We start from the raw sequence: 16,288 nt of genomic DNA on the forward strand, positions 1-16,288 counted from the left end.
AAATTGAAAGACTTGCTCGATATCATGCGCAAAAAGACGGATTCAGACGGTCATGCTCCAGTTGAGTTTGATCGCATCCGTATTGGTCTTGCGTCACCAGAAATGATTAAGTCATGGTCTCATGGTGAAGTTAAAAAGCCTGAAACCATTAACTATCGTACGTTCAAACCAGAACGTGATGGTTTATTCTGTGCCAAAATTTTTGGTCCAGTCAAAGATTACGAATGCTTGTGTGGTAAATACAAGCGTATGAAATACAAAGGCGTCATTTGTGAAAAATGTGGCGTTGAAGTAACAACTGCGAAAGTTCGTCGTGAGCGTATGGGTCACATCGAATTGGCTTCTCCAGTTGCACATATTTGGTTCTTAAAATCACTTCCGAGCCGTATCGGTCTATTATTAGACATGACTTTACGTGATATCGAACGTGTATTGTATTTCGAATCTTACGTGGTAACTGACCCAGGTATGACTCCATTTGAGAAATACCAACTTTTAAACGATGAAGAATACTTCAATGCTTTAGAAGAACACGGTGATGAATTCACTGCGAAAATGGGTGCAGAAGCCGTTCAAGACTTGTTAAAAGACATCGATCTTGAAAACGAAATTTCACGTTTACGTGAAGAAATTCCAAACACAACGTCTGAGACGAAGCTTAAAAAAGCGTCTAAGCGTTTGAAGTTGATGGAAGCGTTTAAAGAGTCAAACAACAAGCCAGAATGGATGGTGATGAATGTACTTCCAGTACTTCCACCAGATCTTCGTCCGTTAGTACCACTTGAAGGTGGTCGTTTCGCGACTTCTGATTTGAACGACCTTTACCGTCGTGTGATCAACCGTAACAACCGTTTGAAGCGTCTTCTTGACCTTGCAGCGCCAGACATTATCGTACGTAACGAAAAACGTATGTTACAAGAGTCTGTCGATGCATTGTTAGACAACGGTCGTCGTGGTCGTGCAATCACGGGTTCGAACAAGCGTCCTCTTAAATCTTTGGCAGACATGATCAAAGGTAAACAAGGTCGTTTCCGTCAAAACTTACTTGGTAAGCGTGTTGACTATTCGGGTCGTTCGGTAATTACTGTAGGTCCTACTTTACGTTTGCACCAATGTGGTCTTCCGAAGAAAATGGCACTTGAATTATTCAAGCCATTTATTTTCGCGAAACTACAAGCATCTGGCCAAGCAACAACCATTAAAGCTGCGAAGAAAATGGTTGAGCGCGAAACGCCAGAAGTTTGGGACGTTCTTGCTCACGTGATTCGTCAGCACCCTGTGATGTTGAACCGTGCGCCTACACTTCACCGTTTGGGTCTTCAAGCATTTGAACCGATCCTGATTGAAGGTAAAGCGATCCGTCTTCACCCACTCGTTTGTGCTGCGTTTAACGCCGACTTCGACGGTGACCAAATGGCGGTACACGTACCATTAACGCTTGAAGCGCAGTTAGAAGCGCGTGCGTTAATGATGTCGACCAACAACATCTTGTCTCCAGCGAACGGTGAGCCAATCATCGTACCGTCTCAGGACGTTGTCTTAGGCTTGTATTACATCACTCGTGATGCGATCAATGCCAAAGGTGAAGGCATGGTGTTTGCAGATACTCACGAAGTTAACCGTGCACTTGCAACAGGTCAGGTAAATTTACACGCTCGCGTAAAAGCACGTGTACACCAGACTGTGATTGATGAAAATGGTAACCGTGAACAGCAAACTATTGTTGTGGATACCACACCAGGTCGCTGCTTACTTTGGGAAGTTGTGCCAGAAGGTATGGATTTCCAACAAATCAACGTTGAGATGACCAAGAAAAACATCTCTAAATTGATTAACTCTTGCTACCGTAAATTAGGTCTTAAAGATACCGTGATCTTTGCTGACCAATTGATGTACTTAGGTTTCCGTCAAGCGACACGTTCAGGCGTATCGGTAGGTATGGAAGACATGGTGATTCCACCTGCGAAGTACTCAATTATTGAAAAAGCAGAAGTTGAAGTTCGTGAAATTGAGCAACAGTTCGAACAAGGTTTCGTAACTGCGGGCGAACGTTACAACAAAGTTGTCGATATTTGGGCACGTACCAACGACCAAGTAGCGAAAGCGATGATGGACAACTTGTCTTTTACCACTGTTAAAAACAAACAGGGTGAAGATGAGAAGCAAAAATCATTCAACTCGATCTATATGATGTCTGACTCAGGTGCCCGTGGTTCGGCAGCTCAGATTCGTCAGTTAGCGGGTATGCGTGGTTTGATGGCGAAACCAGATGGTTCGATCATTGAAACTCCAATTAAAGCGAACTTCCGTGAAGGTTTGACCGTACTTCAGTACTTCATTTCAACACACGGTGCACGTAAAGGTTTGGCCGATACAGCACTGAAAACAGCAAACTCTGGTTACTTGACACGTCGTCTTGTAGACGTAGCGCAGGATTTGGTCATTACTGAGCCTGACTGTGGTACTTTGGGCGGTCTTGTAATGACTCCGTTCATTCAAGGCGGTGACGTGATCGAGAACTTAGGTACTCGAGTACTGGGTCGTGTTGTTGCTGAAGATGTGAAGAAAGCAGGTTCTGACGACGTTATCCTGCCTCGTAACACTTTGATTGATGAGAAACTTGCAAACTTCCTAGAAGAGCAAGGTGTCGATGAAGTTAAAGTACGTTCAGTGGTTGCGTGTGAATCTACATTCGGCGTATGTGCGAAATGTTATGGTCGTGACCTTGCGCGTGGTCATCAGGTGAACCCTGGTGAGTCTGTGGGTGTTATGGCTGCACAATCGATTGGTGAGCCGGGTACACAGTTAACAATGCGTACCTTCCACGTAGGTGGTGCTGCAAGCCGAACGTCTGCTGCAAACAGCGTACAAGTACGTAACAAAGGTACCGTACGTTTCCACAATGTGAAAACAGTACAACATGCTAAAGGTCACTTGGTATCGACTTCTCGTTCAGGCGAAATCGGTATTGCGGATGATTTAGGTCGTGAGCGTGAGCGTTATAAACTGCCATACGGTGCGTCTATCTTGTTGAAAGATGGCGAAGCTGTAGAAGCTGGCGGTATTGTGGCGACTTGGGATCCGCACACACACCCACTTGTAACAGAAGTTGCAGGTAAAGTACGTTTCAGCCAAATCGCTGATGGCGTAACTGTTACCTCTAAAACTGATGATGCAACGGGTATGACGACGATTGAAATCTTACCTGTGACTGCACGTCCTGCGTCTGGTAAAGATTTACGTCCTGCGGTTGTTCTTGATACGACGGACGGTGGTGAGCAGTTCTACTTCCTACCACAAAACACGATTCTTTCTGTCCGTGATGGCGAAACAATTGGTGTGGGTGACGTTATTGGTCGTGTACCACAAGAAACTTCACGTACGCGTGACATTACCGGTGGTCTACCGCGTGTAGCTGACTTGTTCGAAGCACGTAAACCGAAAGAGCATGCGATTCTTGCTGAAATTTCAGGTGTTGTAAGCTTTGGTAAAGAGACTAAAGGTAAGAACCGTTTAGTGATTACTCCAGATGATGGTTCTGAGATTTACGAAGAACTGATTCCAAAATGGCGAACCATGAACGTGTTCGAAGGCGAACATGTGAACCGTGGTGAGACTGTTTCTGATGGTCCACAAAACCCACATGACATCCTACGCTTGAAAGGCGAAGTTGCGCTGACCAACTACATCGTGAACGAAGTTCAAGACGTATACCGTCTGCAAGGTGTAAAAATCAACGACAAGCACATTGAAGTGATCGTACGTCAAATGTTGCGTAAAGTTGATATCACTGATGGCGGTGATACAAGCTTCATCAAAGGCGAGCAAGTGGATTACATCCGCGTGATGCAAGAGAACCAAGCTGTTCTTGCGCAAAACAAGTTCCCTGCGAAGTTTGAACGTCAATTGATGGGTATTACCAAAGCGTCGCTTTCTACTGACTCGTTCATCTCTGCTGCATCGTTCCAGGAAACCACTCGTGTGTTGACTGAAGCGGCTGTAACAGGTAAAGAAGATGATTTACGTGGCTTGAAAGAGAACGTAGTTGTAGGTCGTTTGATTCCTGCAGGTACCGGTCTTGCGTATCACTTAGAGCGTCGTCGTCAAGAAGCTGAAGCTGCAGAGCATGAGCTTGTAAATGACTTCTCTGATGTGGATCAAGCATTAAGCCAAGCATTTAGCGATGAGTTTAACGGTCTATAATTAGCCCTTTAAATGCATGAAAAAGCCACCTTCGGGTGGCTTTTTTTGTCCTTTTGTTACAGAAGTGGATTTAAGCTTTTATAAATTTCACATTTTTCCTATAGTAAAAATATAAGTACACAAATCTCCTTACTTCATTAACGATTAAAAAATAGAGGTGGTTCTACATGAAATTGACATCAAAACTATTGGGCTTAAGCATCTTCGCATTTGTGAGCCAAACGATGGCAGCGCCGATGCCGAATACCATCACAGTGGAGGATAAGGCGGTTGTACCGATTGTCAAAACACAGATTATTCGCAGTGTCGCGGGTCAAGACCCAGTGCGGACGACCGAAGCGACTATTTTTGAAGTGAAAAATGGTGGTAAAGATATTGTGGCGCGTGAAGTGGTTCTCGAAGAAAATGCCAGCCAATTTTCAGATAAAAAAATGTCTGCACCGATTGTGCAAAAAGGTAGCGTGATTGTTCCGACATCCAAAGTTGAAGTGAAATCGACCTTGAGTCAAGGTGGTGTCGTCCTTGCAGAAGGTAAGCAAGTTGATGCACAAGGGGTTGAGTTTAAGAAAGGGCAGGAACCTGTACGTAAGGAGCTGAAACTGGATCAAGTGAAAGACCCGAACAGTCAAGAAAGTGTGACGCGTGCGGTGCTCCAAGAAAATGGCACCACCACCAAAGATGTGGTTGTGGTGAAAGAGCCTGAATAATCTTGAGTTGAATACGGTAAGAGGCCCTCTCAGGAGGGCTTCTTGCTTACAAATTTTCAGCAATAGCACCTGTAACCGTAACATTTCACGGGTTTTAAGTTCATACTGATCTTTTATGCTGTAAGAAATAGCCAATAAGGACAAATCTCATGAAAAAGTATATGAGCATTATTGCAGTGGCAGCTCTTTCGACGATGCTGTTGGCAGGTTGTGAAAATATGAGCGCTTCTGAGCAACGTATTGGTACAGCGGCTTTAGGTGGTGCAGTGGGTGGCGCTGCTGGGAATAGTCTCGGTGGTGGTGTAGGTGCAGCCATTGGTGGTGGTGCTGGTGCGGCTGTGGGCAGTAAAGCTCAAGGTGGATCAAACCGTAATGCAACCTACAGTGGTGTTGGCGGTGCGATTGGTTCAGCAGTAGGTAAAAGCGTGTTTGGTGGTAATACCGGCGCTGCGATTGGTGGTGCTATCGGTGGCGGTGCAGGTGCGGCTATTGAAGAACGTAAATAATGTTTTAAGTTCAAATTTTCAAAAAAAAGCACTTCATGGAAGTGCTTTTTTTATAGCTGTGCGGGTTTAGGTTTTTTGCGGCGGATGTATAAGGTTTTTTCTACCTCTGCAATACGTAGCCCTGCATCATCATAAATGCTGAGGGTATACACACGATGTATGGGAGCATGGTTTTCAGTCAACTGTTTTACAGTTTGAATCTCTTGAGCATCGAGATGAAAATCGGCATAAACCGTACCTCGCCCTGGTCTCAGAAATTGGATAGAGGCTGCTTTGTCCCAGACAATATACTTATTGCCTAAGTAGTGCATCAGTAGGGTCATATAAAACGGGTCGACCATCGCATATAAACTCCCGCCAAAATGTACGCCGACTATATTCCGATTGTGTCGGGTCAAAGGCATTTTGACACGAATGTGGTAGTGTTTAAGGTCAAATTTTTAAATTTGAATCCCTGCACCTTTAAAGGGAGCAAAATGATTGAGAAAGTATTTCGCGACAATTGGCTGTGTCACAAGTTTTTTAAAATGCTCATTTCGGTCAATGGTATCTGATGAACTTCTATCCATACTAGAGAAGATCAAATCAATTCGCATTGATCGTTTTGCCAGTAAAGTATAAAAAACAGTCAATAACAATAAGGAGCTGAATATGGAGCAGCAAAGTTACTGGGTACAAACTACAGATCAGCAAAGACTTTATGTGAAAACATGGGGCAATGCGAACAATCCTGTCGTAGTCTTGGTGCATGGCCATCCTGATAATCAGGACGTATGGGAGCCTGTGATTCAATACCTCATCCATGATTATTATATTGTGACTTATGACGTTCGCGGTGCAGGGATGTCGAGTGTGCCGCGTCGTACACGGGCCTATGCCTTGCCTCAGCTATCGCTAGATTTGGAAAGTGTGGTGAATAGTATGATCCCACAGCGTAGCTTTCATCTGGTTGCGCATGATTGGGGAGCGATTCAGTCATGGGAGTCCGCGACTGAGCCAAAATTTAGAGAGCGTATGTTGTCATTTACCACTATTTCAGGCCCATGCTTAGACCATGCCGCATTTTGGATGCGAGAACAGTTCAGACAACACAAGCCTCAATTTTTTAATCAGTTAACGAAGTCTTGGTACATTGCGGCCTTTCAGTTGCCTTTTTTAGCACCAACTGTATGGCAGTTTTTTAGTCCTGAGCATTGGGGCAAAGTTTTATCGCGTTTAGAAGGACGCTCAGACTTACCGCTGAATCATCACATTGCTGCCGATGGTAAACACGGGGTTGCGCTCTACCGCGCTAACTTTATCCCACGTCTGACGAAACCTCGGGAACGCTTTGCAATTTGTCCCGTACAAGCGATTGTGTTGGAGCAAGATCAGTTTGTGAGTCCAGCGTTAATCGATGAAATGCCGAAGTGGGTCGAGGATTTTCAACGGGTGAATGTGAATGCCAACCATTGGGCAATCTTGAGCCAGCCAGAGGTAATTGCTAAAGAAATCAAAAGGTTTGTTCAAAACTGGCGTTGTGTTGAAGCCAGCTGAAATGATCTGTGAAAGAGAAAGGCGCTAGCGACCTGTAAGGGCAGAATTTTTTGGTTATTTTCTGATAAAATGCGCCTTTCTTCCAAGTCACTCTTTTCACTATGTTCGCAATTCTTGCCGCTATTGGGGTCATGTTTGGACTTTCATTAGCTCGTGTGCCTGTAGTATTTGCATTAATTATTGGTGCTGTCACAGGCGGTTTATTGGCTGGTTTAGGGCTACACGGTACCCTCGAAGCATTTAATAATGGGCTTGGGGGCGGCGCAAAAATTGCGTTGGCTTACGGGGTTTTAGGTGCATTTGCTTTGGCTTTGGCACGCTCAGGTTTACCTGACTTGTTGGCTTATAAGCTTATTAAAACATTGAAAGGTTCGAGCAATGAAAAGGCGCAAAATCGGGTTAAATATCTGATTTTTATAACCGTCGCGTTAGCAGCCATTTGTTCACAAAACGTCATTCCTGTGCATATTGCGTTTATTCCAGTCCTGATTCCTCCTTTATTAAGTGTGTTTAACCATCTCCAGTTAGATCGTCGACTAATTGCTTGCGTTCTAACCTTTGGCTTGGTTGCCACTTATATGTTGGTACCATTTGGATTTGGTGCGATTTTCCTAAATGACATCTTAGGTCAAAATATTAATACTTTTGGGCAACCCTACGGTTTTAAAATCAATTATGCCGATATCCCTTCAGCAATGGCCATTCCTGTTTCGGGTATGTTTGTCGGTTTATTGGTTGCTGTATTCTTTAGTTACCGTAAGAAACGTGTATATGAAGAAGTGCATGTGGAACCAGTGCAGCAAAGTATTTCTTCTGAACTTGATATCACGGGTGAGAAGTCTAAGCCCGAAATTTCAAAGTTTACGTTATCTATGGCGCTTATTGCTGTAGTGGCTACGCTTTGGGTACAAATTGCATCAGATTCCATGATTTTAGCTGGTCTGGTTGGTGTTGCGATTTTGAGCTGTGCGGGAATTTTTAAATGGAAAGAAGCAGATGATGTGATTATTAGCGGTATGCGAATGATGGCATTAGTTGGTTTCATTATGATTGCAGCACAAGGTTTTGCATCTGTTATTTCTGCGACCAATCAAGTGCCAGCATTGGTAGAAGCATCAGTGCAATGGATTGGTTCTAGCCAAGGACTCGCTGCATTTTGGATGCTATTGATTGGCTTACTGATTACTTTAGGAATTGGTTCTTCGTTCTCTACCATTCCAATTTTAGCAATTATTTATGTGCCTTTGTGTATCCAGTTTGGTTTCAGTCCAGCGGCAACCATTGCGATTATTGGTACGGCTGCGGCACTCGGTGATGCGGGTTCTCCGGCTTCTGACTCCACTTTGGGACCGACTTCGGGTTTGAACATGGATGGTCAGCATGATCACATGAAAGACAGCGTGATCCCGACCTTTATTCACTTTAATATTCCACTCATGATTTTCGGTTGGATTGCGGCCATGGTTTTGTAATTTACCCTCCAATTATTATAAAAAGGCGATTTTAAATCGCCTTTTTTATTATTTATTCAGATTAAAATAATCGGGTTTATAATGTTAATTCGGATTAAAAAGGTTGGAATTAAAATATATTTATTTTGATTTTTCGTTATTAATTTAAAACCAACTAAAACAGTGTATTTAATATTTAAATCAATTATAAACAATCACTTAAAAATAGCATTTAAAATACATTATTATTATAATTGCATATTAATTACACTCTTGTTTATGATGAGTTAATGTTAATTTTTATATTAATTATTTTACAAACAGAGGTTGTTTGAAATGTTGAAGCAAATTGCTCTAATTACATTAATGGGTCTTTCTGCATCTGCTGCAATGGCAGGTCAATGGCAAGTCAAAGTCGGTGGATCTGCAATTGCACCAACGCAAGATACAACAGTTGCTGCATTGGGGAATGCAAAAATTGAAGCTGATAGCGAACTTGCGTTTACGCCATCGGTTGAATATTTCTTTAATGACAATATTTCTGCCGAGTTACTGCTAGCAACGCCAATTAGCCACGATGTACTCATTAATGGTGCAGAAGCAGTAAAAATTAAACATTTACCGCCTACCTTAACGGCAAAGTATAACTTTAAAAACTCAACAGGTTTCACGCCTTATATTGGTGTCGGTGCAACAGCATTTATTGCTTGGGATGAAGAAACTTCAGGTGTACTTGCAGGAACTAAAGTTAAAGTCAAAGACGACTACGGCTACGCTGCACAACTTGGTTTTAATTACCAACCTGCTGATGCGAAAAACTGGGGTGTGTTTGTCGATGTTCGTTATGCGGACTTAAACCCAAAAGTTGAAACTGTGGTTGAAAACTTTAAATTAGATATCGATCCAGTGATTTATACCCTCGGTTATAGCTACAAATTTTAATAATCAAAAGTAGCTTTTTAAAAACCTCATCAATGATGGGGTTTTTTATGCAAAGACTAAAGTTGAATAGTGGTCAATGCTGAAATAAATCACGATGATTCAGTATTTAAAGAAAATCATCTATAGAATGGATAGAAACAGAATAAGAGAGTTATAAAAATGAAAGCTATGCTCGGGATTGGTTTAGTCTGTGCTTTGGCGTGGAGCATGCATGCTCAAGCGGCCAGTTTTAATTGTGATAAAGCGAAAACGACGACGGAGCACGCGATCTGTGAACATCGCCAAATTAATGACGCCGATGTGAAAATGGCCACCACTTATACCATTTTAAAACGCCTTGTTCCGATGGGGACGCGTGGCATGATTCAGGATGAGCAAGTGAAGTGGTTGAGTCTTCGTGACCGTTGTGGTGCTTCACAAAGTTGCCTTATGGATGTGTATAAAATGCGCCAGCAGCAGTTAGAACTACAGCTAGATCGTATTTACCGTCAGGGCCCATTTTAAAAAAAGCAAAAAAACTTGCGATTGCTATTGAAAAACGTATCGCTCACTCCAATTCATTAAGCATTCTCTATAAGACTTAATACATTAAGGAGCGATTGATGAGCGAGCAAAACGCACATAAACATAGTTTCCAAGCTGAAGTGGCTCAGCTATTACATTTAGTGACGCACTCACTGTATTCGAATCCTGACATTTTCCTACGTGAATTGATCTCAAATGCGTCCGATGCCTGCGATAAATTGCGTTTTGAAGGCATTAATCATCCTGAATATTATGAAAATGACCCAGACCTACATGTGCGCGTCAGCTTTGATGAAGCCAATCAAACACTGACCATTTCAGATAATGGGATTGGTTTAACTGAACAAGAAGCGATTGACCACTTAGGTACGATTGCTAAGTCTGGAACCAAGGACTTTATGTCTAAGCTTACAGGTGACCAAAAATCAGATGCACAACTGATTGGTCAGTTTGGTGTCGGTTTCTACTCAGGCTTTATTGTGGCTGACAAAATTACCGTAGAATCACGCCGTGCAGGTGTGGATGCTGATCAGGCGGTACGTTGGGTCAGTGCGGGCACGGGTGAGTTCGAAGTCGAGCAGATCCACAAAGACAGCCGCGGGACCGATATTATTTTACATTTGCGTGAAGATGCGTTGGACTATTTACAGTCGCATAAAGTGAAGCAAATTATCAATAAATACTCAGATCACATTAGCCTGCCGATTGAGATGCAAAAAGAGGTTTGGCAGCAAGAAGAAGCGGTCGAAGATGAAGAGCCAAAACCGGGTCAGTATGTGAAAACGGGTGAGTGGGAAGCGATTAACTCAGCCAGTGCTCTGTGGACACGTAATAAAAATGAAGTGACTGAAGAGCAGTACATCGAGTTTTATAAGAACCTCAGCCATGACTTTGAAGCCCCACTGGCATGGGCGCATAACCGTGTTGAAGGCAGTACCGAATATACGCAGTTGTTGTATGTACCGAGTAAAGCTGCTGCGAATATCTTTACCCGTGAAGCCAAAGCAGGAATTAAGCTCTATGTAAAACGGGTCTTCATTATGGATGACGCGGATAACTTGATTCCAAACTATTTACGCTTTGTTCAAGGGGTGGTCGATAGTGCCGATTTACCATTAAACGTCAGTCGTGAGCTGTTACAAGAAAGCCGCGATGTGAAAACCATTCGTGAAGGGAATGCACGCCGTGTATTGACCATGTTGGATGGTTTAGCCAAATCGGAAGATGAAAAAGATCAAGAGAAGTTCAAAACCTTCTACCGTGAATTTGGTTCAGTGTTAAAAGAAGGTTTGGGCGAAGACTTGGGTAACCGTGAGCGTATTTTAAAACTTTTACGCTTCTCAACTTCAAACAATGATGCGGTGAGCACTTCTTTGCAGGACTATAAAGCGCGTATGCCTGATGGGCAAAAAGCGATTTACTATGTGACTGCAGACAGTCTCAATGCTGCGAAGAACTCGCCACAACTTGAGTTATTTAAGAAAAAAGGCATTGAAGTCTTACTCATGGCAGACCGTGTCGATGAATGGGCAATGGAATTTGTCCATGAGTTTGATGGCACACCAATGCAGAACGTGGCGAAAGGTGCAGTCGACTTAGGTGATTTTCAAGATGCCGAAGAGAAGAAAGCACTTGAGGCAGCTGCAGAGCAGTTTAAACCTGTGGTTGAAAAACTGTCTGACTCATTGAAAGCCAAGACCAAAGAAGTACGTGTGACCACACGTTTGGTCGATTCACCTGCATGCTTGGTGACAGGTGAGGGAGAACTTTCTCCACAACTGATTCGTATGCTGCAACAAGCGGGTCAGGCCGTACCTGAAAGCAAGCCAATTTTGGAAATTAACCCAGAGCATCCATTGGTGAGAAAATTAGAAAATTCGGCACAGTTTGATGACTTGGCTAATGTAATTTTTGACCAAGCGGTGATTGCTGAAGGCGGCTTACCTGATGATCCTGCCGAATATATCAAACGGATTAACAGCTTATTGCTTCAATAAACCATTATATGTTTAAAGAAAGCCTATCGTTAAGATAGGCTTTTTTTTATGTCAATGAGTTGGATCAAGCACCTTAATATCTGTTGAACGCATCGATTAAATTGGCGGAAAAGAAGCTGATGTGGATATTCGTGGATAAGTTAGAACTTATCCACAGTTCAGCTTAAATATCCACCATGCCATTAAAATAAAGCTTCAAAACGCACCAAAGCACTGACGTAATGGCTGCGGTCTTCACGGTGATCGTTAAAATAATTTAAGTCACCTTGGATATAAAACCACTCCCTTAAGAACGGTTGACGCCACGAGACAAAAGGTCCCCAACGGTTCAAACGCAGGTCGTCGTTGTTGTAGAAACCGCCAGTGTAAATGCCGTAGTTAAAACGATTGCCATTAAAGAATTGGTGTTGTCTAAAGCTATAGTTATCCCAGAGCAGATCATCATCTTGTTCGTCGGCATAGGTCAGACTGAACTGATTGGATAAAAAGGGTTGATTGGGTCGCGCATGGGTCAGCTCTAGGTTGGTACGTAAATAATTTTCACTGTCGATACCATAACGATAAATCTGTTCAGCATACGCACGAAAATCATTGTCGAGTTTCCATTCTTTCGATAACTCGATCCGCGCATAGATATCATCCCCTGAGCGTACACCCAAGTCGAAATCGGTTTCAAAAGGCAGACGATCTGATAATTGCGACCATCTTAATGCTATTGAACTATTGGCATCACGGGTTTGGCGGCGATCAAATGTTTTATCGTTATTCGCACTGGGTGGATTTTCATTGGTAATCGCGACATTGTTTTGTAGTTCGTTATCTAAAGAATCATCCCCAAACACCACACTGAGTTTATGTTCTAAGGTTGGAAGTTTAACTCGACCCCGAATACGCGGTTTTACATCATATTCATCATGTTTATTCCAGCGGTTATCGACCAAGACCCGTAAGGTGGCTGTGGCCGGTTTTTTAGGATCGGTTTCACCAAACCAATTGTCCATTTTGGCGGCTGTTCGGTCTGCCCAGTTTCGAACTTCTTTTTGCTGGCGGTCGACCCACGTGCGTTCTTCAGTGAGGTCAGTCGTGGGCACAATCAGCTCGTCCGATTCTTCAGGTAGAACGGTTGGAAGTGAGTCTATCCACTGTGGAATTTGGTATAAAAGTCCACTACCTTTGGGGGGCGATGCGATTTTGTCAATTTCAGCCACGTCGTGAGGTGGCACAAAATGTTGTGTGCTGTTGGTATTGCTTTCCGCCCAAGCCACGTTGACGTATGTACCTAAACTTAGGCAGAAAAATAAAGAGATGGATCCCACATGTTGAGTTCTTAGCATGCTTTCGTACTTTATTGTTCTTCGATGTTTTAGTGTTGTAAATTTCACATAAGAACACAAGTAGAAAATACAAAACTCTACAACTCGCTGCCCAGTTGTTTTTGAATAGAATCAAATAATTGAAACACAGTGATAGGTTCAGGCAAAGTAGAAATCGTATTTTGAATCAGTTGCCAACTGATGCCGTGCTGTCGGTCTAAGACCAAGCACGGATACGCGATCTCGGTACGTGAGAGTTCAACCCGCTTCTGACCATGAATTACTCGAATTTTTTGTCGTTCTTTTAACACTAAAATGGGCGTATTTGCGTCCGCGGAGCTTTCTTCAAACTGGATGAATTTACGGCTATTGAGTAGATCGGCCAGAATAAAGGGGTGATAGTCTTCAATATGCCATACCAGTTTGGCCTGTTGGGTATACAGCTGAAAAATCGAAAATACATCATGCATGTGACCCTGTAGCTGGTCCCATCCAATTTCGCGAATAGCTGCGACTTGATGTTGACAACTCTGGGCAAATTGTTGGCTCAGGCAAATGGCTTCCGTGGGACTGTCAGCACCAAATAGAGCCAAATACTTAATAAACCCGCCGTGTTGATGGGTCTGTTCTGCCACATAGATGGGAGAGTCCAACCAGTGATCGAGTCGGTCGCTGTGGATCAGAAAATCGATATTTTGGCCGATCTCGGTGTGCCCTGAAAGGTCGAGGCCATACAGCTTAGGATCTAAGTTTGGTTGATGCAGCGTGCGCAATTTCGCTTGATATTGCCCTAGATTGATCTGTGTGGGCAGTATAGGTTGCACAGCAGTGGCCGATGTTTCTGAATTTTCTGTATGGCTATCCTGCAAAGCAAGGTGTGGTGCTGTCACTTCGCTTTTAAGTCGATCTTGCTTTTGAGATTCAGATGAAATGTCTGTATCTGGTTGTTCAGCCAAGATCGATCGCCTTTGGATAAAGTCCTGAATGGCAAGCGTTGAAATAGATGTGCTTGGCTTGAGGTCAAATCGAATGGGTGCAGCGGCCTCAATGATAAATTCTTCCTGAGGCTGACATGGCTCATCACTTAAAAGAGGCAGGTGACTGAGAAGTGAATGATTTTCTGCTAATACTTCAGGTCGAGGCTCTAAATCTGTTCGTACGATATTGACCTGATTTTCAGGTTCCTTATCTTGTTTGATACTTAGCTCAATAGCATTGATTGGGACGACATCTTCTACAGTGTTTTGTTTAAAAGACCTGAGTTTGGTTCCTTCAATTTGAGTTGTATTTGGGTTGCTGTCGAATGTAGGTTGAATTTCCGTATTGAAATGAAGCGCTACTTCAGCCTTAGATAAAAGTAGACTAGACTCAGGACTGACTTTGGGGAAGGAGGGCTCAGACTCTTGGGTTCGTACAGTCGATGTATCATCATTTGTAGCAATGCTTAAAAGCTCAATACCCATGAAAACAAAAGCATCGGTAACTACATTGTCCTGTGCATGCCTTATGTCAGTTTTTTTATGGAATGTGGTTGTAACGGGCAGGATAAACTGGTCTCGTGCAACTTCTGCAACTTCTGCAACTTCTGCAACTTCTGCAACTTCTGCAACTTCTGCAACTTCTGCAACTTCTGCAACTTCTGCAACTTCTATGGATGTTTCAGATGTTGTGAGAAAAGGTACGTTCTCGGGTTGTTGAGCACTTTGTGCATGACTCAAAAACCATTGGTAAGCGTGTTCAAACTTTATGTGCCATGGGCTGCTATACAGTGTAGGTGGGGTGCTTTGAAAAGCAATTTGCCAACCTAAACCTGATTTATATAAAACACCCCATGCGAAAGCCGCCTGCTGTTTTAAGGCATCGGTTAAAGCAGACTCATATTGAAATAGTCCAATATAGGCATGCTGGTAGGGGCTTTGTTGTATCCAGCGTTCAGCCGCCGCTTGAGGTTGCGTCAGTGCCTTATAGGCTTCGAGTTGTTTTTGAAAAATGGGTTCATCACAGAGTGCAAAGATTTCGCGGATGCGTTTTTTCGAGCGCGCAATTTCAAAAAAAGACAGAGGTTGATGTTCCAAACCATCAATCAATTGATGCAGTTCTTTGATCAGCAGTGCTTTTTCGATTGCTTTCATGCGCTGAACTCTAAAGTTGTTTTTGTGCTTGTTCCAAGTAGCTTGCCAAAACCATATTGATGGCCAGTTCAAGTAATTTATATTCGGCTGAAGTCGGCTGCGTATACTGCTGTGCAAACGCAATCAATTGATCAAGGTCAATGGCTTGGGGCGTAATACGACCTTGGATAAGGGCTTGTAAATTTTGCATAGGCATGTGCTATTGAGTGCATTTAATTTATTGGTTTTGGAATTCAGTCTTCTTGTTTGATCATAATTATAAAAGAGTAAATAGGCAAAAATTATTCTGCTCTCGATACGAGAAAAGGGTAGTGAAAAATGTAGATAATTTCGATTTCAGCACAGATTGAATTAAATATTTTGCCCTAGAGGGTTCATAGCTGAAATTTTTTGTCAGTTCTTTGCAATTTTGGGCAAAAAAATAGGCAATCAACATTGCCTATTTTTGACCAAGTCAGCACAAATTACGCTTCTTGATGTGGTGCAGCCGCAGGAGCATCAGCCGTTGCCGTTTGAGTGTCTGCTGGTTTTTTTACAGGAAAATCTGGAACAAAAACAACTTGTGCAGAAACAGTTGCAGAAAGAGCCATTACAGCGACAGCCAAAGCATATTTAACAGCGTTCATGATATTTCCTCTAAAAAGGAGGTCTCACTAAGGAGACTGGGAGTTTTAAAAAGATAAATTTCGCATGAATAATATCAAAAAATGATCGATTTAAGCGCTGGTTTAGGCCATTAAAAGATGAATGTTGAGTTCATTTATTGTTAAAAAACAATAAATTAGAATAAGTGATCTAGCTTGGTATAGAGTTTTTACTCCAGCGCTAAGCTGTTTAAATTTAAAGTGAAAATTTAGATTTTCAAGTTTGAAATGAAGCTTGAAAGTAGGACTTTTTTGTCTGAAATGAGACCTGAAAAAGGACTTGGAGTTACATGATTAATTGTTTAAATATTCATCATTTTGAAGTCTTTTGA

The 16,288-nt window shown here is 42.7% G+C and carries 12 protein-coding genes and 1 pseudogene; 8 read left to right on the plus strand and 5 right to left on the minus strand.

The window, feature by feature from the left end; genetic code table 11:
• The first annotated feature begins 3 nt into the window (after nucleotides 1–3).
• The 3 genes from rpoC to HUK62_RS02740 all read left to right on the plus strand — a co-directional run bounded on the left by rpoC (nucleotide 4) and on the right by HUK62_RS02740 (nucleotide 5,416).
• Nucleotides 4–4,203, plus strand: coding sequence for a DNA-directed RNA polymerase subunit beta' (gene rpoC, locus HUK62_RS02730; protein ID WP_010325734.1), 4,200 nt, complete (start codon nucleotides 4–6; stop codon nucleotides 4,201–4,203).
• Nucleotides 4,204–4,370: 167 nt separating this feature from the next.
• Nucleotides 4,371–4,910, plus strand: a complete 540-nt coding sequence (locus HUK62_RS02735; protein WP_058868761.1) for a hypothetical protein — start codon at nucleotides 4,371–4,373, stop codon at nucleotides 4,908–4,910.
• 149 nt (nucleotides 4,911–5,059) lie between these two features.
• Nucleotides 5,060–5,416 (plus strand): DNA transfer protein p32, encoded by a 357-nt coding sequence (locus tag HUK62_RS02740; RefSeq protein WP_176537023.1) that lies wholly within the window; start codon nucleotides 5,060–5,062, stop codon nucleotides 5,414–5,416.
• A 50-nt stretch (nucleotides 5,417–5,466) separates the two neighbouring features.
• On the opposite strand, the pseudogene HUK62_RS02745 reads toward HUK62_RS02740, so the two are convergent.
• A pseudogene (locus HUK62_RS02745) lies at nucleotides 5,467–5,985 on the minus strand (DUF4442 domain-containing protein).
• Nucleotides 5,986–6,067: 82 nt separating this feature from the next.
• Here HUK62_RS02745 and HUK62_RS02750 point away from each other — a divergent pair.
• The 5 genes from HUK62_RS02750 to htpG all read left to right on the plus strand — a co-directional run bounded on the left by HUK62_RS02750 (nucleotide 6,068) and on the right by htpG (nucleotide 11,867).
• On the plus strand, nucleotides 6,068–6,952 hold the full coding sequence (locus HUK62_RS02750) for an alpha/beta fold hydrolase (RefSeq protein ID WP_176537024.1): 885 nt from the start codon (nucleotides 6,068–6,070) through the stop codon (nucleotides 6,950–6,952).
• A 101-nt stretch (nucleotides 6,953–7,053) separates the two neighbouring features.
• Nucleotides 7,054–8,424, plus strand: a complete 1,371-nt coding sequence (locus tag HUK62_RS02755; protein WP_058868765.1) for a Na+/H+ antiporter NhaC family protein — start codon at nucleotides 7,054–7,056, stop codon at nucleotides 8,422–8,424.
• Between the two features lie 315 nt (nucleotides 8,425–8,739).
• Nucleotides 8,740–9,345: an OmpW family outer membrane protein gene (locus HUK62_RS02760; RefSeq protein ID WP_176537025.1), complete on the plus strand. Its 606-nt coding sequence runs from the start codon at nucleotides 8,740–8,742 to the stop codon at nucleotides 9,343–9,345.
• A gap of 159 nt (nucleotides 9,346–9,504) precedes the next feature.
• Nucleotides 9,505–9,849 (plus strand): lysozyme inhibitor LprI family protein, encoded by a 345-nt coding sequence (locus tag HUK62_RS02765; RefSeq protein WP_176537026.1) that lies wholly within the window; start codon nucleotides 9,505–9,507, stop codon nucleotides 9,847–9,849.
• 98 nt (nucleotides 9,850–9,947) lie between these two features.
• A complete protein-coding gene (gene htpG, locus HUK62_RS02770; protein WP_176537027.1) occupies nucleotides 9,948–11,867 on the plus strand; it encodes a molecular chaperone HtpG in 1,920 nt (639 codons plus the stop codon).
• Nucleotides 11,868–12,049: 182 nt separating this feature from the next.
• Here htpG and HUK62_RS02775 read toward each other — a convergent pair whose 3' ends face one another.
• The 4 genes from HUK62_RS02775 to HUK62_RS02790 form a co-directional block, all read right to left on the minus strand.
• Nucleotides 12,050–13,201 carry a hypothetical protein gene (locus HUK62_RS02775; protein ID WP_176537028.1) on the minus strand — a complete coding sequence of 384 codons (1,152 nt, stop codon included), beginning with the start codon at nucleotides 13,199–13,201 and terminating at the stop codon, nucleotides 12,050–12,052.
• A 77-nt stretch (nucleotides 13,202–13,278) separates the two neighbouring features.
• On the minus strand, nucleotides 13,279–15,312 hold the full coding sequence (locus tag HUK62_RS02780; protein ID WP_176537029.1) for a hypothetical protein: 2,034 nt from the start codon (nucleotides 15,310–15,312) through the stop codon (nucleotides 13,279–13,281).
• A gap of 10 nt (nucleotides 15,313–15,322) precedes the next feature.
• Nucleotides 15,323–15,502: a hypothetical protein gene (locus HUK62_RS02785; RefSeq protein WP_017397192.1), complete on the minus strand. Its 180-nt coding sequence runs from the start codon at nucleotides 15,500–15,502 to the stop codon at nucleotides 15,323–15,325.
• 274 nt (nucleotides 15,503–15,776) lie between these two features.
• Nucleotides 15,777–15,938 (minus strand): hypothetical protein, encoded by a 162-nt coding sequence (locus HUK62_RS02790; protein ID WP_004692748.1) that lies wholly within the window; start codon nucleotides 15,936–15,938, stop codon nucleotides 15,777–15,779.
• Between the last annotated feature and the right edge of the window lie 350 nt (nucleotides 15,939–16,288).

The organism is Acinetobacter sp. NEB 394 (assembly GCF_013374795.1).
GTDB lineage: Bacteria > Pseudomonadota > Gammaproteobacteria > Pseudomonadales > Moraxellaceae > Acinetobacter > Acinetobacter johnsonii.